General features: G+C 68.7%; 11 protein-coding genes and 7 pseudogenes. 4 read left to right on the top strand and 14 right to left on the bottom strand.

Going from position 1 to position 21,015, the window contains the following annotated elements:
• Window positions 1-77: 77 nt before the first annotated feature.
• Window positions 78-1,310 (top strand): NADH:flavin oxidoreductase/NADH oxidase family protein, encoded by a 1,233-nt coding sequence (locus tag OG798_RS51650; protein WP_328759761.1) that lies wholly within the window; start codon window positions 78-80, stop codon window positions 1,308-1,310.
• Between the two features lie 163 nt (window positions 1,311-1,473).
• Here the strand turns inward: OG798_RS51650 and OG798_RS51645 are convergent, their stop codons facing one another.
• Window positions 1,474-1,683, bottom strand: coding sequence for a hypothetical protein (locus OG798_RS51645; protein ID WP_328759759.1), 210 nt, complete (start codon window positions 1,681-1,683; stop codon window positions 1,474-1,476).
• Between the two features lie 602 nt (window positions 1,684-2,285).
• Here OG798_RS51645 and OG798_RS51640 point away from each other — a divergent pair.
• Window positions 2,286-2,588, top strand: a complete 303-nt coding sequence (locus tag OG798_RS51640) for a nuclear transport factor 2 family protein (RefSeq protein WP_328759757.1) — start codon at window positions 2,286-2,288, stop codon at window positions 2,586-2,588.
• A 68-nt stretch (window positions 2,589-2,656) separates the two neighbouring features.
• Here OG798_RS51640 and OG798_RS51635 read toward each other — a convergent pair.
• The 3 pseudogenes from OG798_RS51635 to OG798_RS56910 all read right to left on the bottom strand — a co-directional run.
• Window positions 2,657-3,738, bottom strand: a pseudogene (locus OG798_RS51635) (right-handed parallel beta-helix repeat-containing protein); the annotation flags it as partial.
• Window positions 3,739-4,194: 456 nt separating this feature from the next.
• Window positions 4,195-4,344 (bottom strand): annotated as a pseudogene (locus tag OG798_RS51630) (IS701 family transposase); the annotation flags it as partial.
• A gap of 148 nt (window positions 4,345-4,492) precedes the next feature.
• Window positions 4,493-4,802, bottom strand: a pseudogene (locus tag OG798_RS56910) (helix-turn-helix domain-containing protein); the annotation flags it as partial.
• A gap of 212 nt (window positions 4,803-5,014) precedes the next feature.
• On the opposite strand from OG798_RS56910, the gene OG798_RS51620 reads away from it, so the two are divergent.
• Entirely contained in the window at window positions 5,015-5,203 is a 189-nt protein-coding gene (locus tag OG798_RS51620) for a hypothetical protein (protein WP_095850208.1), read from the top strand.
• A gap of 250 nt (window positions 5,204-5,453) precedes the next feature.
• Here OG798_RS51620 and OG798_RS56905 read toward each other — a convergent pair.
• Window positions 5,454-5,670: pseudogene (locus OG798_RS56905) on the bottom strand (helix-turn-helix domain-containing protein); the annotation flags it as partial.
• A 368-nt stretch (window positions 5,671-6,038) separates the two neighbouring features.
• Between OG798_RS56905 and OG798_RS51615 the strand changes: the two are divergent.
• A pseudogene (locus OG798_RS51615) lies at window positions 6,039-6,562 on the top strand (acyltransferase domain-containing protein); the annotation flags it as partial.
• A gap of 75 nt (window positions 6,563-6,637) precedes the next feature.
• Here the strand turns inward: OG798_RS51615 and OG798_RS51610 are convergent.
• From OG798_RS51610 to OG798_RS51575, 9 genes and pseudogenes are all read right to left on the bottom strand, one after another.
• Entirely contained in the window at window positions 6,638-8,611 is a 1,974-nt protein-coding gene (locus OG798_RS51610) for a galactose-binding domain-containing protein (protein ID WP_328759748.1), read from the bottom strand.
• A gap of 66 nt (window positions 8,612-8,677) precedes the next feature.
• Entirely contained in the window at window positions 8,678-12,238 is a 3,561-nt protein-coding gene (locus tag OG798_RS51605) for a choice-of-anchor D domain-containing protein (RefSeq protein ID WP_328759746.1), read from the bottom strand.
• Window positions 12,239-12,530: 292 nt separating this feature from the next.
• Window positions 12,531-15,677, bottom strand: coding sequence for a discoidin domain-containing protein (locus OG798_RS51600; RefSeq protein ID WP_328759744.1), 3,147 nt, complete (start codon window positions 15,675-15,677; stop codon window positions 12,531-12,533).
• 243 nt (window positions 15,678-15,920) lie between these two features.
• Window positions 15,921-16,388 carry a hypothetical protein gene (locus OG798_RS51595; RefSeq protein WP_328759742.1) on the bottom strand — a complete coding sequence of 156 codons (468 nt, stop codon included), beginning with the start codon at window positions 16,386-16,388 and terminating at the stop codon, window positions 15,921-15,923.
• A gap of 7 nt (window positions 16,389-16,395) precedes the next feature.
• Window positions 16,396-16,488 (bottom strand): annotated as a pseudogene (locus OG798_RS56900) (hypothetical protein); the annotation flags it as partial.
• Window positions 16,489-17,074: 586 nt separating this feature from the next.
• Window positions 17,075-17,878 (bottom strand): enoyl-CoA hydratase, encoded by an 804-nt coding sequence (locus tag OG798_RS51590; protein WP_328759740.1) that lies wholly within the window; start codon window positions 17,876-17,878, stop codon window positions 17,075-17,077.
• Window positions 17,875-18,770, bottom strand: a pseudogene (gene mmsB, locus OG798_RS51585) (3-hydroxyisobutyrate dehydrogenase). Before mmsB ends, OG798_RS51590 begins: the two are co-directional and overlap by 4 nt.
• Entirely contained in the window at window positions 18,767-19,870 is a 1,104-nt protein-coding gene (locus OG798_RS51580) for an enoyl-CoA hydratase/isomerase family protein (RefSeq protein WP_328759739.1), read from the bottom strand. The pseudogene mmsB and the gene OG798_RS51580 overlap by 4 nt, the downstream one beginning before the upstream one ends.
• Entirely contained in the window at window positions 19,867-21,015 is a 1,149-nt protein-coding gene (locus OG798_RS51575) for an acyl-CoA dehydrogenase family protein (RefSeq protein WP_328759737.1), read from the bottom strand. The genes OG798_RS51580 and OG798_RS51575 overlap by 4 nt, the downstream gene beginning before the upstream one ends.

Raw genomic sequence — 21,015 nt, 5'->3', positions numbered from 1 at the left:
CTCATGTTTACACCGCGCACATTGCCCGCCTAATGTGAACGGTGCACACATTGTATTCGATGGAGAGGAGAATCCGGATGGCCAGCGAGCTTTTCTCACCGCTGACCCTGCGCTCTGGGCAGGTATTGGGCAACCGGATCGCGAAGGCGGCCATGGAGGAGAACATGGCCGGCGACGGCCAGTTGCCCGATGGGCAGCTGCTGTCGCTGTACCGGCGATGGGCCACCGGCGGCGCCGGACTGCTGATCACCGGCAACGTCATGGTCCACGCCGAGGCACTGACCGGTCCCGCCGGCGTCGTACTCGACGATGCCGCGCCGCTGGAGCCTTTCACCGAGTGGGCCAAGGCCGGCAAGTCCGGCGGCGGAGCGATGTGGATGCAGATCAATCACCCCGGCCGCCAGATCCAGGCAGACATGCCCGGCGTCGTGTGGGGCCCGTCCGCGGTGGGGGTCGACCTGGGAAAACACAGCAGCCGTTTCGGTCGCCCTGTCGCCATGACCCCCGAGCAGATCGAGGCCACTGTGACGCGGTACGCGGTCACGGCCCACCGCGCCGAGAAGGCGGGGTTTGACGGTGTGGAGGTCCACGCCGCGCATGGTTACCTGCTCTCACAGTTCCTGTCCCCGCTGGTCAACCGACGCACCGACGAGTGGGGCGGGTCCCTGGAGAACCGGGCTCGGATGCTGTTGGACGTCGTCCGGGCCGTGCGCGCCGCCGTCTCGCCGTCCTTCGTGGTCGCGGTGAAGCTCAACTCCGCGGACTTCCAGCGGGGCGGATTCGACGCCGACGATGCTCGGCAGGTGATCGCGATGCTCGAATCGCTCGGCGTCGACCTGGTGGAACTGTCCGGCGGCAGTTACGAGAGCCCCGCGATGTCCGGCCGTCCCGCCGATGCGCGCACCCAGGCCCGTGAGGCGTACTTCCTGGACCTCGCGAAGGACCTGGTCAAGACCAGTCCTCTCCCACTGATGCTCACCGGCGGCATCACCCGGCGCGACACCGCAGAACGGGTCCTCACCAGTGGCGTGGCACTCGTCGGGATGGGCACCGCCCTCGCCGTCACCCCGGACCTGCCCGACCGCTGGCGCCACGGCCGCGAGGCTGACCGGCAGCTGCGGCCGGTGACCTGGTCCGACGAGTCCCTCGCTTCCGCCGCGAGCATGGCGCAGGTCCGTCACCAGTTGCGCCGCATCGCCCGCGGAAGCCGTCCCAAGCCCCACACCCGCCCCGCGTACGCCCTTCTCGCCGAGCAGCGTCTGCAGCGACGGGCACTGCGGCGCTACCGCGCGTGGCTGTCGGCGTCGTAGAACGGACTGTTGGCGGAGCGGCCGGCGACGAAGTTCGGGACAACGAACTCGCCGCCCTCCGGTCCCACCAGCGTGCCCCGTGGAGGGCGGTCCCCCACGGAGGCGCTTGTGGACGCGAGCGTCCCTCAGCACGCGGCTGCGGGCGCCCGCCGGATCGCCCGTGTCACGCTATGGGGCTGTTGCTGTACGTGCCGCCCGAGCAGTACTCGCCGGCGTACGGTCTACTGCTCACCGTTCCGCCCCCTTGCCAGCACTGTTCGGGGGTGACGCTGGTGTGGGGTGTGCTGACCTGCGCAGTAGCGACGCCGGTGAGGCTGAGTCCGGCGAGGGTTGCTGTGGCGATCGCGAGTCCGAGACTTCGGCGGATACACATGGCGTCTCCCTTCGGGATCTTCCCCCATTCGGACTACAACAGTTGCCGGTCACGGCACCGCCCGCGCGCCCCATTCCTCCGAATGGGTGAAGGGGCATGACCGATTTCGATCGGAGGCCCGAGACGTGCGGTCGCCCCCTCCCGGGCAGGCGAGCGCGCCTGAGCCCAGTGAAAGTTCCCGCGTGGACGAGACGCAGGGGCTTCTTGTCGCTGGCCTCGCCGAAGAGGCGCTCGCCGGCCCAGAGCACGACCGAGAACACTGTGAGCCGCAGTTCGCCGACGCGGTCGTGCTCCATCAGGGTGTGCACGAGCCGGGTGCCGACGTATATGACGATGTCGCCGTCCAGCTCCGCCGGGAGCCGCACGTGCACTGCTACTGGATGCTCGGATCGTTCCAGGACGCCGAGGACGTCCTGCAATACACGCTGCCGGCCGCCTGGCCAGGCGGCCGGCAGGGTTCGAGGGACGCGCCTCGCTGCGTACCTGGCTGTACCAGATCGCCATCAACCGGTGCCTCAACGCGTGCCGGCCAGCGACACCGACGTCCCACGACCGACGACCGAGAACCGCCGCCCGCCTCCGACTCACCCTCCGATGATGCGATGGTGGCGAAATTCGTCCGCGCATGGGAGTCCGCCGACCTGGACGCACTTGTGGCCCTTCTCCCCGACGACGTCTTCATGTCGATGCCACCGACGCCCTTCGAATACCAGGGCCGAGACGTCGTGGCCCGCTTCTGCGCCGGCATTTTCCGCGCAGATCGCAGGTTCGACCTCATCCCGACACGAGCCAACGGTCAGCCGGCGTTCGGCGCCTACCTGCACTCCCCCAACGGCATCAGCCTCGGGACGGGCCGCTACGTCCTCACCCTCACCGGCGACCGTATCTGCGCCATGCAGTGCTGAAGCGGGGGCTGGACACGTCATTCGCTCATCTGCGGAACGCAAGCGCCCAGCCCCCGCCTCGGTCGTGGTTACGGCGTCACGACCTTGCCGCCGAAGGTCACGGCGAGGTGCCCGTCCGAAGCGAAGGACCAGCCCAGGGTGCCGCTGTAGGAGGAGCAGCGAGAGCCGTTCGTGCCGGTCCAGAACTGGTTCGAGCTGTCGGCGTCTCCGATGGTCTTGTCGTTCGAGCCGCTGACGCTGAAGCGGCACGAGGTGTTGGTCCGGAAGACCGAAGTGCCCGCGTCGAAGGAGAAGTTGCGTTGGGCGTTGTCGACGCTCGCGTTGTTCGAGATCGTCATCTTGCCCGGGTTGCTGTTGTACGTGAATCCGTGGTGACCGTTGCCGTAGGCGATGTCGTGCTGGACCACGTGGTTGACCGCGATGTCGTCGCCGCCGAGCTTGTAGCCGTTGCGGTCGCCGTTGGAGTTCACGGTGCCGTCGCTCAGAGTCCCGTTCTTGTAGGACAGGGAGTACTCGATGGTCACCGGGCCGATCGCGCCGGTGTCGGTTTTCGTGTACAGGTCCCAGCCGTCGTCGATGTTGTTGTGGGAGACGTCGTAACGGAAGACGTTCCCGGTGCCGGTGGTGAGCTTCGCGGCGAAGCCGTCGGCGTCCTCGCCGTCGGAGTCGGCGTTGTCGTGCGACTCCGAGCTCACGATCAGGTTGTTCGACGGCCACTGACTGCTGGGAGTGCTGAGGAGATCCGACCCAACTGCAGTCCCGTGTCGCGGTTGTACGCCGTCACCGTCCGCTCGATGACGTTGTTGCTGCCGCCGACGTAGATGCCGTTGTCGCCGGCGCGTTGGACAGTGATGCCGTACAGACGCCAGTAGTTGGCGTTCAGCTGGAGCCCACGGTTCGACGAACTCTCGCTCTGCGCAGAGAAGTTCAGCACCGGGGTCTCGCCCGGGTAGGCGGACAGGGTGGTACGGGCGCTCGATGTGCCGTTGTTGCCCACCGGGATGGTGATCGTCGAGGAGTAGTTGTACGTTCCGCCGCGCAGGTAGATGGTGCCGCCGGATGCGATGCGGCTGATCGCCGTGGTGAGCGTCGTCGGGGCGGACTGCGTGCCGGCCGCGCTGTCGGTGCCGCTCGGCGAAACGTACTGGGTGGTGCTCGCGGCCTGGGCCGGGGTGCCGGACAGCGCGACGAGTGCGCCGGCCAGCAGGCTTACACACGCGATGACGGGTCTCACTTGCATCGTTCTGCCTCCAGGTTCGTCCGTGACCAGGGGTGCCATGCAAGAGAAAGCGCTTTCCAAAGTTCTCGAAGGGGAACGTAAGCGCTTGCTATGGACTCGTCAATAGATGGGTACGTGATTCTTATTCATGCTTGCGAACAACCGTCGGTGTGTCCGGATGAGTTGGCCGGGCGCGCAGGGTCCGGTTGGAGCCCAGCCCCGACGGAATGAGAGCGGCTCCACGACCACACCCGCCGGTGCGCGGCGGCAGATCAACAGCACGCCATCAGCGTGCGCCTGGGATCACCGCGAAGCGGCGATGGAGACCCCGGGGCGCCGCCCGGGAAGCCGCGGGGTCAGCGTGCGGGGAGGGCGCCCAGGCTGATGCCGGTTCAGCAAACGGTGGAGGCGATCGGGACCGGCGTGCCCGGCTCCCTCCGCGAGCGTCCAGCCGTTCTTCCGCTCCGACTGAGCAGGCAGCCCACGCAAATGAGCCAGCGCCGACCGACGCGGTCTCGCCCGGCTGAACCGATGCACTGTTTCAGAACCTCAGCGGTCCGGCTCGGGAGCGGAAGACTCTGTGCGCATAGGCGTGCGGTCAGCGGTCGGTCGACCCGACGAGCCCTGCCACCAGCTGACGCGCGTACGCGGTGTCGAGCCCGTCCACGAGGAGTGCGGGGCTCCGGCGTACCAGCGTCCAGCACTGGTCACTCCAGCCGGAGGCGGCAGGACCGGCGTCCGGCACCGCCTCCAGCACCCGGATTTGTCCCGTGTCCAGGTTGTAGCGGGCCCCGCCGGGACCCTTGGAGGCCAAAGCCTGCCGACCGCCCGAAGCCAACGCACGCCGCCACCGGTTCGCCGACATCCGGGTCACCCTGAACTACCGGGCCACCTCCGGGTCACTGGCCCCGACCTCGATCAGATCAGCGGCTTCGAACCGCCTCACGCCGAGCCCGCTCTTCGGCCGTCAGCCCACCGCCATCGGTATACCTCACCTTCCCGGCATAGCGCATCTCAGGGGGGCCGTCACGACCCGACGTAACCCGCACCGTTAGAGATCTCCTAGGGCCTGCCTGACGGGTCGCGTCACCGCCCCCGCACCCGACAGCGATATCACCCGAATGGCGCAACATGGCGTGCCACCCAAATGGGTGAAGGTCAAGCTGACTAGTGCCCCAATTGAGGCAATCCGTGAAAGGGGAACCAAATGCGCATTCGACGAATCCTCGCCGCCGTCATCGCCACGGCAGCTCTCGCCGGACTCGGCCTCACAGGCGCCGCCACCGCCACCGCCGCCAGCCTCACCCCGGGTGAGTGCGAGCAGGGCGGGGGAACAGTCAATTGGGCGACCAACACCTGCCGGGGCGGTATGTACGACGGGCAGATGGTCGACTAATCCCCACTAGGCGCCCCGCAGCCACGCGCTGCGGGGCGCTCCCGCGCGAGCGTAGCCGGGAGAGTCGCAGGGACCGTGCCGACCCGTCGGGCACGCTGGGTCCGAGTCGGCCCGGAAGCACGTGGCGGGTGGGCACTCCTCATCTCGGCTGCCAGCTCGCGGCTCGTCATGATGAGCGAAGGGACGGACTGGCGCTCGCCTTCGAGGGCGCGCTCGCCCATGACGAGCGCCTGTTCCAAGTCGCCCTCCCGCGCGCCCCGCCGGGACCCTTGGAGGCCAAAGCCTGCCGACCGCCCGAAGCCAACGCACGCCGCCACCGGTTCGCCGACATCTGGGTCACCTTGAACCACCGGGGCCACCTCCCGGTCACTGGCCCCGGCCTCGATCAGATCAGCGGCTTCGAACCGCACTTGCTCACGCCGAGCCCGCTCCTCGGCCGTCAGCCCACCGCCATCGGTATACCTCACCTTCCCGGCACAGTGCATCCCACGGGAGCCGTCACGACCCGACGTAACCCGCACCGTTAAAGATCTCTAGAAGTATGGACGGCACGGGAACTTCTGAAGGCCCCTGTACGGAGCCTGGAGTTTCGCAGAGCACTGGCAAAGCAGTGGGGGGAGGGAGTCCCGAACTGCTCCCGGGCCAAGACGAGTACGAGGCAGAGGACCGAAGGCTGAAGGCTCTCTACGCGGCCATCTTCAAGGCGTGGGATGAAGAGGGAGTGGTGCTGCCTTCAAAGGCTTCGCTCAGCGCTGCGCTGGTGGTGTACCGTCTCGCGCCGCGTCATTCCTCCTTCCTTGGTTCGTCTCCTGAGTTCGCGCGGCGGCTCGGTTAGTGTGCCGAGGCGATTCGCGAGGTGGCGGGCTGGGATGTCGTGGAGGTACTGCGGGGAGTGCCAGGTGCGCCTCCTATGGAGCGGGGCGACGTGGTGCAGCCCGTGCTCTTCGCGGTGATGATGTCGCTGGCGGAGCTGTGGCGCTCGTAGGGCATGCGGCCGGCCGCCGTGATCGGGCACTCGCAGGGCGAGATCGCCGCCGCGTGTGTGGCCGGGGCGCTGTCCCTGGAGGACGCCGTGAGGGTCGTCGTCCTACGCGGGCGGGCGCTGCTGGAGCTGTCCGGGCTGTGCGGCATGGCTGTCGTCGCCCTGTCGGCCGCCGATGTGCGTGAGCGGTTCGCGGACGGGGACGGTCTCTCGGTGGCCGCGGTCAACGGGCCCGCCACGACGGTCGTGGCCGGACTGGTCGAACCGCTGGCCGCCCTCCTGGAGCGGTGTACGGCGGACGGCGTCTGGGCCCGGCGCGTAGACGTCGACTACGCCTCCCACTCCCCCAGGTGGAAGCCGTCCGCGTGCGGCTGCTGAGAGGCGGTGTCGGTGCAAGCCGGAGAGTTCGCCCCAGCGCAGACCGCGGCCGTAAGGTCGAGGGCCTCTGTTCATCAGACGCCGAAGACCTGGAACTCCGAGACCTGCCCGGCCGGCCAGCCGTTGTTGGCGGTGAAGGTGAGTCGTACGTAGCGGGTGGTGACGGTGGCGGGGAGCGTGAGGGTCGCGGTGTTGCCGGTCGCCGGGTTGAAGGTGTAGCCCGCCGGGGCGAGGAGTTGGCTGGAGGTACCGGCGTCCGTGCCGCCCTGAACGGAGATGGTCTGGGTGCGGGTGGCCCAGGCGCTGGCCGGGGGAAGGTTGAGGACGATCCGTTTGACGCCCGTCGCGGCGCCCAGATCGACCTGGACCCACTGCGGGAAGGCGTTGTTGGCGGACTCCCAGTAGGTGTTGGTGTCGCCGTCGGTCGTGTTGCCCGAGGCGTAGGTCTGGGTGTGGCTGCTCTCCGAGGTGGGGCGGTGGAGGGCGAGGTTGGTGGTGCCGGAAGGGGGGTCGGTGGTGACGGTGACCTGGTTGGAGGGTTGCGACACGTTTCCCGCCGCGTCGAAGGCGACGACGTCGAAGGTGTACGCGGTGGACGCGCCGAGTCCGGTGACACTGAGAGAGGTTGAGCTGGTGGTCCCCACCTGCGTGCTGGTCGAGCCGGACACCTGAAGGATCCGGTAGCCGGTAACGCCGACGTTGTCGGTTGATGTGTTCCAGGCCAGCGAGACGGAGTTGCTCGTGTGTCCGGTGACGGTCAGGGCACCCGGCGCGGCGGGCGGTGTGGTGTCACCGCCGGTGGGGACGGTCGGCTGGGTGGGGCGGGTGGCGGTCAGCGCGATCTGGCCCTTGAGCATGCGGCCGCCGTCGCCGGTCAGGCGCAGGTAGTAGTCGGAGGAACAGGTGATGCCGTCCTCGTCGAGGGCGAGGAATCCGGAGTCGGTGGGCACCCATGCCTGGGTCTCGGCGGTCTTGGCGATCTGGTTGCCCTCGTTGTACTCGTCGAACATCGAGATGTAGATGCCCTGCACCCCGGCCCGGACCACGTTGTAGAACTGCCGCCACATGAAGTCGCCGTGCGCGCGCTGGCGCCCGGAGACGTCGCCGGGCAGAACGCAGGGCTGGTAGTCGATGCCGTTGGCGTTGCAGTCGGCCTGGTCGGGGACGGTGTAGGTGGTGTAGGCGTTGTCGGCCTCGGTCACGTTGCCGATGGCGCCGACCATCCACGGCGAGGTCATGTTGAAGGCGTGGTAGACGCCCAGGAAGCCGGGCTGCGAGCCCCCGGTGCCGGTCCGCCATTCGCGCGGGACGCCTCCGATGACGTAACAGCCCTGTCCCTTGAACCAGTTGACGACGTCGAGGCAGGCGTCGGGGGTGAAGGGGTGGTTGGGGTCGTTGAAGCCGAAGCCCCAGATGCAGACGACCGGCTTGCCGTTCTGCTTCGCGTACGCCGAGGACGTGGTGTGCGCGGACATCTTGTTCGTCCAGTCCGTCTTGATCTCGGACTGCATGTTCGTCCAGTTGGAGACGTCGTACATGAGGTAGAACTTCCGGCCGTACGACTCCGCGGCGCTGCGCACCTTGGTCGCCATGGCATCGCGGGTGGGGCCTTCGCCGCCGGTGGGGTTGAAGCGCTGGAGTGCCGCGGTGTCGATGTTGTTCTGCTGCATCCACAGGAAGTGCGTGTTCACCGTCTGCTGGTCGTAGGAGGAGAACAGCTTGGCGGGCTGGCCGTTGCCCAGGGCGGCGTACGACGTCTGGTACGTGTTGGTGTACTCCCGCACATCGGGCCAGCAACTGATGCCGGTGTTGTTGCGGGACGGCGGCTGACTCCAGTTCTGGGTCCAGTGCCACCAGCCGTTGATGGGCGCGCCGTCGCCGATGCAGGCGAACCAACCCTGGTAGCCGACGGTGATCTTGCCGACCACGTCACCCGGCGGGCTGGCCGCCGACGCGGTCTGGGCGAGTACGGTCTCGGTGGCTCCTACGGTTCCCACCGCGGTGGCCGCGAGCGCGGCCCGTAAGAAGACTCTGCGTGTCACACCCATCGGGACTCCTCTTCGGTGGTCGGTGCCGCCGAGCGCGCCCGCGCTCGGCGGCACCATCGGGTCGAATCAGGTGTTCCAGACCTGGAACTCGGAGATCTGACCGGCCGGCCAGCCGTTGTTCGCCGTGATGTTCACCCGGACATATCGCTGGGTGGTCGCGGTGAACGTGATGGTGACCGTGTTGTTGGTGGCGGGGTCGAAGGTGTACGGGGCCGACGACTTGATGGTGGTGAAGGCGGAGCCGTCGGTGCTGCCCGACAGCGACAGCGTCTGGTTGCGGGCGCCCCAGGCCGCCGGGAGCTGGAGGACGACGCTGCTGGCGCTCTGCGCGGAACCGAGGTCCACCTGGACCCACTGGGGGAAGGCGTTGTTGGCGCTCTCCCAGTAGGAGCCCTGGTTGCCGTCCGTCACGTTCGACGACGCGTACACGTCGGTGTGGCTGGACTCGGTGGTGGCCGCGCCGGCTGCCAGGTTCCTGCTCACCGTGCCGGCCCCGGTGCCGGTCAGCGCGACCGTGGCCGTGCCGTTCGACGCGTTGCTGGCGATGCTGAGGTCCCCGGTGCGGGTGCCGGACGCGGTGGGCCTGAACGTGACGTTCACCGTGCAGGAGGCGTTCGCCGCGATCGACGTCCCGCAGTTGTTGGTCTGCGAGAAGTCGCCCGTGACGGTGATGCCGGAGACGGTCGCAGCGGCGGTTCCGATGTTGGTCACCGTGACTGTCTGCGCACTGCTCGTGGTGTTGAGCGCCTGGGTGGGATACGACAACCACGTCGGACTGGTCGACAAGGTCGCCGGCGAGGAGCCGCCGGAGCTGGGGAACACCTGGAAGTCCGACAACTGAGCGGCGTTCCACCCGGTGTTGGCGGTGATGTTCACCCGCACGTATCTCGCCGTGGCGGCGTTGAACGTGATGGTCACCGTGTTGTTGTTGGTGTTCGGGTCGAAGGTGTACCCGGCCGATGCCTTGATCGTCGAGAAACTGGAGCCGTCCGTGGATCCCTGCACCGACAGGGTCTGCGTGCGAGCCGACCACGCCGTCGCCGGCGGGAGCTTGAGCACGACCTTGCCGACGCCATAGTTCTGGCCGAGGTCGACCTGGGCCCACTGCGGGAACGAACCGTTCGCGCTCTCCCAGTACGTCGAGGCGTCTGTGTCGGTGAGGTTCGAGGCGACGTACGGACTGGAGCTCGAACTCGCCGACGCCGGCCTCCCCGCGGCGACATTGGTGGTGCTGTCGATGCCTGTGCCGGTCAGGGAGACGGTGGTCGGGCTGTTGTTGGCGTTGCTGGTGACGGTCAGACTGCCCGCGCGGGATCCGCCCGCGGTGGGCTTGAACCCGACGCTCACCGTGCAGGACGCGCCGACCGCGAGGGTGGAGCAGTTGTTGGTCTGGCTGAAGTCACCGGAAGCCGAGACCCCCGAGACGGTCACCGACGCGGTGCCCGAGTTCGTCACCTTCACCGTCTGCGCGGTGGCCGACGAACCGACCACCGTGCCGTCGAAGGACAGGCTCGCCGGGTCGGTGTTCAGCACCGGGCCCGGCGCGGTGCCGGTACCGGAGAGGCTGACCGTGTTGGTGACCCCGCCCGCGGTCACGGACAGGGATCCGCTACGGCTGCCGGTCACCGTCGGCGCGAACTTCACACTGACGGTGCACGAGCTGTTCGCCGCGATCGACGAGCCGCACGTATTGGTCTGGGAGTAGTCGCCGCTGGTGGAGATCGACGAGACGGACGCGACGGTGTTGGTCGGGTTGGAGACCGTCACGGTCTGTGCGCCGCTCGTCGAACCGGTCGCGACGGAACCGAAGTTCAGCGCGCCCGGGGTGGCCGTCACGCCTTCGGCCGGGTAGGGCGGGTAGACCGGAGCCGGCCAACCGCCGCAGTACGGCGTGCCGCTGATGCCGGAGTTGCCGCCGCCGTCGGTGACGACGAAGTTGCCGCCCGAGCAGTTGTACACCGGGGACGAGTAACCGACGCCGGTCGCCGTGACGTTGGTGAACTTGGCGGCGCCGCCGGTCTGTTCCTGCAAGGCGAAGGTTCCGGTGCCGGCGATGGTCACGTTGGTGAGGTTGACACCGCTGATGGTGCCCTCGACCCACTGGACCGCCTCGTACGGACTCTGCTGGATCAGCGCGTTGGTCACGTTGATCGGGCCGGTGATCGCGCCCTGGCTGCCGTCGAACCACAGTGCGCCCACGCCGAACTGCCAGTTCGGGTCGAGGCTGCCGGCCCGGATCATGGTGTTGTCGGAGATCGTGGTGGTGCCGACGGGCGTCGACGTGAAGCGTTGCCCCACGTGGATGCCGCCGCCCTGGGCGAGGCCGGTGTCCACCACCCGGTTGCCGCTGACGGTGTTGTCGTGGCCGCCGTAGATCGCGATGGCGTTGGCGAGGATCTGCAGGGACACGGTGTTGTTGGAGATCGTGTCGTTGGCGTCGGCACCGATGCCGGAGTCCGCCCAGGTGGCGATGCCGTCGTCGCCGGTGTTGCGGATGTCGCTGTTGGTCACCTTCGAGTTGGTGACGCCGCCGTGGAAGTTGATGCCGTCGGCGGTGGTGTCCCGGATGCGCAGGCCGGTGAAGGTCAGGCCGTCCATCGGACCATCCATCCAGGCGCCGACCTTCATGTGGTCGATCCACAGGCTGGAGACCGTCGAGTCGCTCATCGCGCCGCCGATGCCGTTGACCTGGGCGCTGTCGTCGCGTTCCTGCACATTGCCGAAGATGGCGAAGTTCTGCAGGCGCACACCGGTGCTCGGCGAGGGCGCAGACTTGCCGTAGAAGCCGGGGGCCGTGCCGATGACGGTCGAGTACCACATGCCGGCGCCGGCGATCGTGACGTTGTTGACGCTGATGTGGCCGGGGATGTTGTAGGTGCCCGGCGGGATCCACACGGTGCCGCCGGGGCCGGCCGCGCTGATCGCGGCGTTGAACGCGCTGGTCGCGTCGCTCACACCGGTGGAGTCGGCGCCCTTGCTGGTCACCGACACCGAGCCCGAGGGTGCGGTCAGGGCGGCGCCGACCTGCTCGAAGTCGGCGAAGTCGAGCGTGTACGAGGAGGCGGTGTCCCCCGCGTCGACCTGGAGCTTGAAGGTCGTGCCCGCCGGATAGGTGGTGGAGAACAGGCGGTGGGCCTCGTCGTAGAAGTGGTGCGGGTTGCTGCCCGGCGAGTTGGTGAAGGGGTAGCTGCCGTAGTACCAGCTGTAGGCGTTGGTCAGGGTGAAGTCGGGCTGCTTGACGCCGTCGATGTACAGGGACAGCGCGGCGGTGTAGACCGAGCCGTTCGAGGTGTCGGGGATGCTGTAGCGGAAGTTGATCGAGTTGGTGGCCACCGGCGTGGTGAACGTGACGTACTTGCCGGTGCCCTGCAGCGTCGTCGCCTTGCGGTACGACGCCTCGTCAGCCAACTGGCCCTGGGTGTAACTCGGGCCGATGGGCGTGCCGTTGGTGGCGGAATTCTCCGCCTGCACCTCGACGTACGGCAGGCTCGCGCCGCTGCCGCCAGTGGCGGCGGCCGCCGCCCAGGCGGGTTGGACGGCCAGCGCGACGACGCCGACGGCAGCCAGCATCGCGGTGCTGACCGCCCAGACGAGGGCGCGTCTCAGATCTCGGATGGAATGGAACACTTGTCACTCCTTTCATCACGAAATGCCGGAACTGTGCCGCTGACGCCGCCAGAGAGGGAAGGACGGGCTCAAGGGGAGTGGGGGTAGGCAGGGGGCGGTAACGACGCGTGGGGGACCGTAATATCGTCGACATGGGCACGCAAGAAGTAGACAGAACATTGCAACAATAAAAATTCAGCCTGCAAGATCTAATGTGTCGTCTTGAGGCTGCGCCCAGCACCGGGCCGCGCAGGCCGCGCACATGGCGGTGCCGCCGGACGGAGTGTCCGGCGGCACCGTGGGGAGGGTGGAGTCAGGAGGCCCAGATCTGGAATTCGGAGACCTGGCCCGCGGGCCAGCCGTTGTTGGCGGTGATGGTGACGCGGAAGTAGCGCTGGGTGGCGGCGGAGAAGGTGAGCGTGACGGTGTTCTTGGTGTTCGGGTCGAAGGTGTAGACGGCCGAGGACTTCAGGGCGGTGAAGGTGGTGCCGTCCGTGCTGCCACTGAGAGTGAGGGTCTGGCTGCGGGCGCCCCAGGTGGCGGGTAGCTGCAGGACCACGCGGGAGGCGCTCCGGGCCGAGCCCAAGTCGACCTGGACCCACTGCGGAAACGTGTTGTTGGCGCTTTCCCAGTAGGAGCCCTGGTCGCTGTCCGTCACGTTCGACGACGGGTACACGTCGGTGTGGCTGGACTCGCTGGTGGGCTTGCCGGCGGCGAGGTTGGTCCCGGTGGTGTCGGTGCCGGTGCCCGACAGGGCCACCGTGGTGGGGTTGTTGGACTGGTTGCCGGTCAGGGTGAGCGTGCCGGTGCGGGTGCCGGAGGCGGTGGGTCTGAAGGTGACGGAGACCGTGCAGTTCGCTCCGGCGGCCAGCGAGGTGCCGCAGGTGCTGGTCTGGGCGAAGTCACCGCCGGCGGTGACCCCGGCGATCGAGGCGGTGGCGGTGCCGGAGTTGGTGACCGTGACGGTCTGCGCGGCGCTGGTCGTGTTCACCGCCTGGTCGGCGAAGGTCAGTGATCCGGGGGACGCGGTCAGGGTGGCCTGCGGTGAGCCGCTCCCCGCGGCGAAGGCGAGGTGGTTGATGTTCCAGCCGCCGGTGTCCTGGTTGAGCGCCAGAATCTGCCGGCCGGCGGGCAGGACCACATGAGTGGTCACGGTGGCCCAGGTCTGCCAGTCGCCGGTGGCGGGCAGGTCGACGGCTCCGGTGAGGTCGGTGCCGGAGGCGTCCGACAGGTGCAGCGCGCCTGCCACCGCGGACGGGGCCGCGACGCGGAGACCGAGGGTGTAGGTGCCGGCCGTGGCGACGTCCACGGTGTAGCGGAACCACTGTCCGCCGCTGGTCCAGCCCAGGTTGTAACCGCCGCCGGTGTCCGCGGTGTTGTCCAGGTCCACGCCGTCGGCGCGGTAGGAGTTGGCGTTGCCGTTGACGGAGGTGACGTTGTACGCGACCCCCTGGCCGCCGGTGTCGTAGTTCTCCGCCTGCACCGTGCCGGGCACGGCTGTGGGGGTGCCGCCGTAGGGGCCCTCGGGCGCGGGAGGCGGCCAGTGGTTGTCACTCAGCGTCGCGACGAACCCGGTGGAGTTGTTGACGAAGGCCGAGGTGCCGGAGCCGAGCCCGGTGACCGTGTTGCCGGTGATCGTCGCGGAGCCCGTGGGCGCGGGGTAGAACGACGGCGAGATCGCGATGCCGTTGCGGCCGGGGCTGCTGACGGTGTTGTCCTGGAGCAGGGTGTTGGTCGAGGTGGAGAAGCCGATCCCGTCGTAGAGGGAGTCGGTGACGGTGTTGCCGGTGACCGTGACCTTGTCGACGATCCCGGTGTTCTGTCCGTCGCCGCCGTTGCCGATGTGCAGGGCGGGCTGGCCCTGGCTGTAGGCGTTGCCGCCGGAGCGGACCACGGTGTTGCCCGTCACGGTCGCGGACAGCAGATCGCTGCCGTTGACACCGAAGCGCCCGGCGCCCAGACCGATGTAACGGGCCGTGTCGCTGATGTAGTTGTCCTTGACCTGGTGGCCGCTGCCCCCGTAGATCCCGACACCCTTGCCGCCCCACGGGGCGATCGAGGTGTTGTCGCTGACGGCGACATTGCTCATCGGGTTGTAGTACGTCTTGGAACCGTCACTGTTGGTGTTGTAGTTCACCGAGTTGATGGCAATCGCGTCGTCCCCGGTGCCGCGGACGAAGTTGTCGGTGACCGTCAGGTTGTTCCCGGTGTCCGCGCCCAGCGACACGTTGTTGACGTTGATCCCGTCCGCCCAGATCGACGTCAGCCTGCTGTTCTGCACCGTCCCGCCGGTGCCGGAAGCCCAGAAGCCCGACATGGTGTGCTGGGTCCAGATGCCGTCGGCCAGCCAGCCGGTGCCGGTGGTGTCCATCGCGCCGCCGTCCCCGCCGATGGTGCTCCGGCTGACGGCGTTGGCGTCGACGTGGAAGTTACGCACGGTGCAGGAGGTCAGGTCGAACAGGGCCGCCAGCGGTGTGCTGTTGGGGACCGGGACGTCACGGTAGATCGTGCTGTACCACATGCCCGCGCCCGCGATGGTGATCCCCTGTGCGTTCAGTCCCGTGGTGCCCTTCACGTAGAAGGTGCCCTGCGGGATCCACAGGGTTTTGCCCTGCGACTGGGCCTGGTCGATGCAGTTCTGGATGGCGGCCCGGCTGTCCACCGACTGGCTGTCGGCCGCGCCGTTGGTCGGATTGTTGTCCGCCGCCGCACCGCAACTTGTGATCGAGATCGAGTTCGCCGGCTGTGTCAGCGGCGCCGGCGGGTTCTCCACGTCGACGGAATCCACGTCGTAGAAGGACGCGCTGCTGTCCGAGTCCTTCCGCAGCGAGAACGTGGCGCCCGCCGGGATCGGGGACCCGGTGACGAAGGTGTGCGACTCGTCCCAGAAGACCCTCGGGTCGCCGTCGGCCGGGTTCTGGTTGTCGCTCGTGTTGTAGTTGCCGTTGCCCTCGTACACCCAGCTCTGCCGCGAGTTGAGGTTCAGCTCCTGCCGGAACACTCCGTTGACGTACAGGTTCAGCGTTCCGGTGACACCACCGCCGGATGCCGAATCCGGGATGCTCGCGCGGACGTTGAGGAAGGAGATCGGCTGCCCGGTGTTGTTGGTCCACTGCACCGACTGGCCGGTGCCGTCCAGGTGGACATAGGAATGGCCCGAAGCCTCCAGGGCGGCGCTCGAGTACTGCGTCGTCGGCGCCGAGGTCAGCGACCGGACGGCCGCACCCCCGCCCGGCGTTCCCTCCTCGGCCTCGTAGACCGAGAACGACTTCGTCGCACCCACCGCCGCGCTGGCTGCCGCCTGCGCCTGCCGGGGAGCGTGGGCCATCGGGCCGGCCCGGAGCGCCTTGGACGGCGGCGCCCCCTGTATGGCGGCGGCCGGTAAGACGGACACGCACATCGCGCCGACCGCGGCGACGGCGGCCACCGCCAGTCGCCGGGGTCTGGGGATCGTCAGCATCTGATGCTCCTTCAAGGAGTGCGGGAAACCGGCGCCCCGACCGTACAGAGCCCCCATCCACCCCGCTAGATTCCGACGAAGCAAAGAATGCGCCATGCAGCTCATAGCAAGTTTCTTACTGAAATCCGCAAATATCAGATGGAGCGGGCATGGCCCCTCGGCGCCTTGCCGGTGCAGAGATTCCCGTCCAGGGCTGCACCTGCAGAAGGTCGCGAACGGCCCGGTGCACGCGGGGTGGGCGTGTCAGTCGCTACAACGCAGCAGCGGCATGGCCCTGTTGGCCGACGGCTTCAGGACCACGTCGTCGTCGTCGACGATCTCGCCGTGCACGCTCTCCGTCTCCAAGTGGTAGCCGCCGTCCGGGCACTCCGATCCGGCGACGTCGACCTCCGCCAGCGTGTACAGGCTGCTCACCAGGCAGTGCAGGCCAACGCCGACGGTCGCCTGTGTCCGGGCGTCCAGCAGGTCCAGAACGGTGGGCTTGCCGGTCAGCACCTTCCCGTCCAGCCATCGCACCGCCCGCCGGAACTCCGGGCCGGAGCACTGCCAGACCCTGGCCAGATTCCACTTGGTGAGCGTCCGCCCGTCGCCCCACAGTGCCGCCATCGCCTGCGAGGGGCCGGGTACGTGCAGCGTCAGGTGCACGATCCCCGCGCCAACGGACGACGTAGTCGTCGCCTTCCTGCAGCGGTACTCCGCCGAGGATGACATGTGACAAGGGAAAGTCGCCGTTGACGAAGGCGAGGTCGCCGTCCGTGAAGCAGCGGTGCAGGGTGTCCCAGGACTTGTCGAACTCGAAGAGGTTGTCCAGGTCCCGGCGCTCCTCGACCTCTTCGACGAGTTCGATGACCTCGTCTTGTCCTCGCAGGCCAGGAAGCGCTCAGCGTCCTGGGCCTCGAGAGCGAAAAGCACCGCGCGAGCCGCCAACGTATTCTCCCGCCGCTGCGACGATTTGCTCGGCGCAATCCAGCACGCGGCCGACCGGCGGGCGCTATGGGCTGCATCCCTCGGTTGGCCTGCTGTCCGGCTGATCCGGTGTCACGACCGGATCGGCAGCCACAGCTCAATCTGATCGTGGCGGAGCTAGAACTCGACCAGTGGCCGGGGGTCGCCGTGGACGGCGTGGGGCCAACTCGCGCATGGACCCCGCCGACCCGCTCAAAGCCATCCCAGTCGTGGCCGCCGGCGAAGCCCTCCTCTCACCGACCGCCACCGCAGGCGGCCGGTCATCGATTCCGACCGGCGTACGTATGTGCCGTGTCCGGTGGAGGGGTGGGCCCGTCTGACCGGGACGGGTGCCGGCCAGGAGGCAGACATGGTCGTCTGCCGACGAAGACCGGGCCGCCGGGCACGGTGTTCGTCCTGCGGGCGGCGGCCCGGTCGGTGTGACGCGTGGGTCAGTGGTGGGTGAAGTGGGGCGGGCGCTTGTCGATGAAGGCGCTCATGCCCTCCTTCTGGTCGGCGGTGGCGAACACCGCGTGGAAGAGGCGGCGTTCGAATCGGACGCCCTCGGCGAGTGTTGTCTCAAAGGCGCGGGCGACCGACTCCTTCGCCATCATGGCGACCGGCAGCGACATGCCCGCCACGGTCTCGGCGACCGCGAGTGCCTCGCCGAGCAGTTCGTCGGCGGGCACCACGCGCGAGACCAGGCCGGCCCGTTCGGCTTCGGTGGCGTCCATGGTGCGGCCGGTCAGGCACAGTTCCATGGCCTTTGCCTTGCCGACCGCGCGCGTGAGCCGCTGGGAGCCGCCGATGCCGGGGATGACGCCGAGTTTGATCTCCGGCTGACCGAAGGCGGCGGTGTCGGCTGCGAGGAGGATGTCGCAGAGCATGGCGAGTTCGCAGCCGCCGCCGAGCGCGTACCCGGCGACCGCCGCCACGGTCGGCGTGCGCAGCTGTCCGAGCCGGTCCCAGGCGGTGAACCAGTCGCTGAGGTACATGTCCAGGTAGCTTTGCGGCCGCATTTCCTTGATGTCGGCTCCGGCCGCGAACGCCTTCGCCGATCCGGTGAGCACGATGCAGCCCACGTCCGGGTCCCGGTCGAGGGCTTCGGTGGCCGCGACGACCTCGTTCATGACCTGGAGGTTAAGGGCGTTGAGGGCGTTGGGCCGATTGAGGGTGAGCAGGGCGGTGCGGCCCTTGCGTTCGATGAGGATGGTGTCGTACGCGTCTGTCGCGGCCGATGTCGTGTCGGTGGTCATGCCTGGTCTCCGCTCTGGTCCCTGATCGTCCGTACGATGCCCGAGAAGTCCTCGGCGGTGCCTGCTCCCTCGGCGTATGCGTCGTACAACTCGGCCGCGCGCAGGCCGAGTTCGGCCCTCACGCCACCGGCTCTGGCCGCGTCGGCCGCCAGGCCCAGGTCCTTGGCCATGAGCGGGGCGGCGAAGCCGGGACGGTAGTCACGGTTCGCGGGGCTGGTCGGCACGGGCCCCGGCACCGGGCAGTTGACGCTGAGTGCCCAGCACTGGCCGGACGCCGTGGAGGCCACGTCGTACAGCGCCTGGTGGGACAGGCCCAGGCTCTCGCCGAGTACGAACGCCTGCTGACGGCGATCACCGAGACGCCGAGGATCATGTTGTTGCAGATCTTCGCAGCCTGTCCGGCGCCCGCGCCTCCGCAGTGGACCACCTTCCTGCCCATGGCGGCGAGCAGGGGTTCGGCCTCGGCGTACTCGTCCTCGCCGCCGCCGGCCATGAAGGTGAGGGTGGCCGCCTCGGCCCCGACGACTCCGCCGGAGACCGGCGCGTCCAGGGCCCGCATCCCGGCCGAAACCGCTCTGTCGTGGGCAGTACGGGCGTCGGCGACGTCGATGGTCGAGCAGTCGGCGAAGAGGGTGCCGGGCCGGGCGGCCCCGACGATGTCCTCGTACAGCTCCAGCACGTGCCGTCCGGCGGGCAGCATGGTGATCACCACCTCCGCGCCCGTCACCGCCTGCGTCGCGGATGCCGCGGGCTCGACACCCGCGTCGGCCGCTGCCTTCAGGAATGCGGGTGACAGGTCGTAGCCGCGTACCCGGTGGCCGGCCTTGACCAGGTTGGCGGCCATGGGGCCGCCCATGTGTCCCAGCCCGATGAACGCGACGGTCCTGCTCACCAGGGCACCTCCTGCGTGGTGTCGGATGTGGCGAGGCCGAGTTCCCGCTCGCCGAGGGGCGTGAAGAAGCGCTCGACGTCCGCGTCGGTGACCTCGGCGAGCGTCGGCGGTGTCCAGCGCGGGCTGCGGTCCTTGTCGATGACCTGGGCGCGGATGCCCTCCACCAGGTCGGGTGCGGTGAGGGCCGCGCAGGAGACGCGGTACTCCTGGTCCAGCACGTTCTCCAGCGGACCGAGCCGCCGGGCTCTGCGGAGTGCGGCGAGGGTGACCTTGAGGGAGGTGGGGGATTTGGTGAGCAGGGTCTCGGCGGTCTCCTTGGCCGCGCTGCCGCCGTGTTCGAGGAGGCGGTCGATGATCTCCTCGACGGTGTCGGCGGCGTAGCAGGCGTCGATCCAGGGCCGTGCTGCCGCGAGTTCGCCGGGCGGTTCCTGTTGTGCGTACTGGCCCAGGACCTGTCGTACGGGCGCGTGGGCGAGGTCGGCGATCAGCCGTGGCAGGGAGTCCGACGGTACGTAGAGGTCGGCGAGGCCGCACAGCAGGGCGTCACCCGCGCCTGTCGGTGATCCGGTCAGCGCCAGGTGTGTGCCGAGTTCGCCGGGCGCGAGGGCGAGCAGGTAGGTGCCCCCGACGTCCGGTACGAAGCCGATACCGGTCTCCGGCATGGCGATCTTCGAGCGCTCGGTGACGATCCGGACGCTGCCGTGGGCGGAGACGCCGACGCCGCCGCCCATGACGATGCCGTCCATCACGGCGACGTACGGCTTCGGGTAGTGGGCGATGCGGGCGTTGAGCCGGTACTCGTCCCGCCAGAAGGCCGCCGACGCCGTCCCGTCCCCGTTCCGGGCGTCCTCGTGGATGGCGCGGATGTCGCCGCCCGCGCACAGGCCCCGCTCCCCCGCGCCGGTGAGGACGACGGTCTCCACGGCCGGGTCGTGCTCCCAGGCCGTCAGCGCGAGGTCGAGGCGGCGGACCATCGCGTGGGTGAGGGCGTTGAGCGCCTTGGGCCTGTTGAGGGTGAGGTACGCGGCGCGCCCCTCGGTGCGCAGCAGTAGGGAGTCGTCGGTACCGGTCGCCGGCACGGTGTCGTCTGTGTCGGTCATCCGAATGCCTCCGTCAGGCCACGGGCCACGATGACGCGCATGATCTCGTTGGTTCCTTCCAGGATCTGGTGGACCCGCAGGTCGCGGACGATCTTCTCGATGCCGTACTCGCTCAGGTAGCCGTAGCCGCCGTGCAGTTGCAGGGCCTGGTCGGCGACGGAGTATCCGGTGTCGGTGGCGAACCGCTTGGCCATCGCGCACAGGTGTGGCGCCTGTGGATCGCCGCGGTCCAGGGCCTGGGCGGCCTGGTGGACCAGCGCGCGGGCGGCTGCCAGTTCGGTCGCCATGTCCGCCAGCCGGAACTGGAGCGCCTGGGCGTCGAGCAGCCGCCCGCCGAACGCCTCCCGGTCGGCGAGGTGGGCCAGGCTGCGGTCGAGGGCGTTGCGGGCGCCGCCGAGGGAGCAGGCGGCGATGCCGAGACGTCCGCCGTTGAGGCCGTTCATGGCGATGCGGAAGCCCTCGCCCTCGTGGCCGAGCAGCCGGTCGGCGGGCAGTCGGACGCCGTCCAGGATCACCTGGCGGGTGGGCTGGGCGTTCCAGCCCATCTTCCGCTCGTTGGGGCCGAAGGAGAGGCTGGGGTCGTCCTTGTCGACGAGGAACGCGGAGATGCCGTGCGGGCCGTCGGCGCCGGTACGGGCCAGGACGACGTACACCTGGGAGGCTCCCGCGCCGGAGATGAACTGCTTGACCCCGGTCAGGACGTAGTGGCCGCCGTCGCGGACGGCACGGGTGCGCAGAGCGGCGGCGTCCGATCCGGCGCCCGGTTCGGTCAGGCAGTAGCTCGCCAGGTCCTCCATGGCGCAGAGCCGGGGCAGCCATCGCTCCCGCTGAGCCAGCTCCCCGTACTGGTCGATCATCCAGGCGACCATGTTGTGGATGGAGAGATAGCCCGCGATGGACGGACAGCCCGAGGCCAGGGTCTCGAAGACAAGGACGCCGTCGGCACGGGTGAGGCCCGCGCCGCCCGCCTCCTGGCGGACGTACACACCGCCGAGGCCCAGTCCTGCGGCCTTGCGCAGGACGTCGAGCGGGAAGTGTTTGTCCCGGTCCCAGTCCAGGGCGTGCGGGGCGAGGTGGTCCTGGGCGAAGTCCAGGGTCGTCTCGACGAGGGCCTGTTGGTCCTCGGTGAGCAGGGTGGTGGTCAT

Source organism: Streptomyces sp. NBC_00271, assembly GCF_036178845.1.
Classification (GTDB): domain Bacteria; phylum Actinomycetota; class Actinomycetes; order Streptomycetales; family Streptomycetaceae; genus Streptomyces.
The sequence above is the reverse complement of the archived record's forward strand: the minus strand, read 5'-3'. Positions and strand labels throughout refer to the sequence as shown.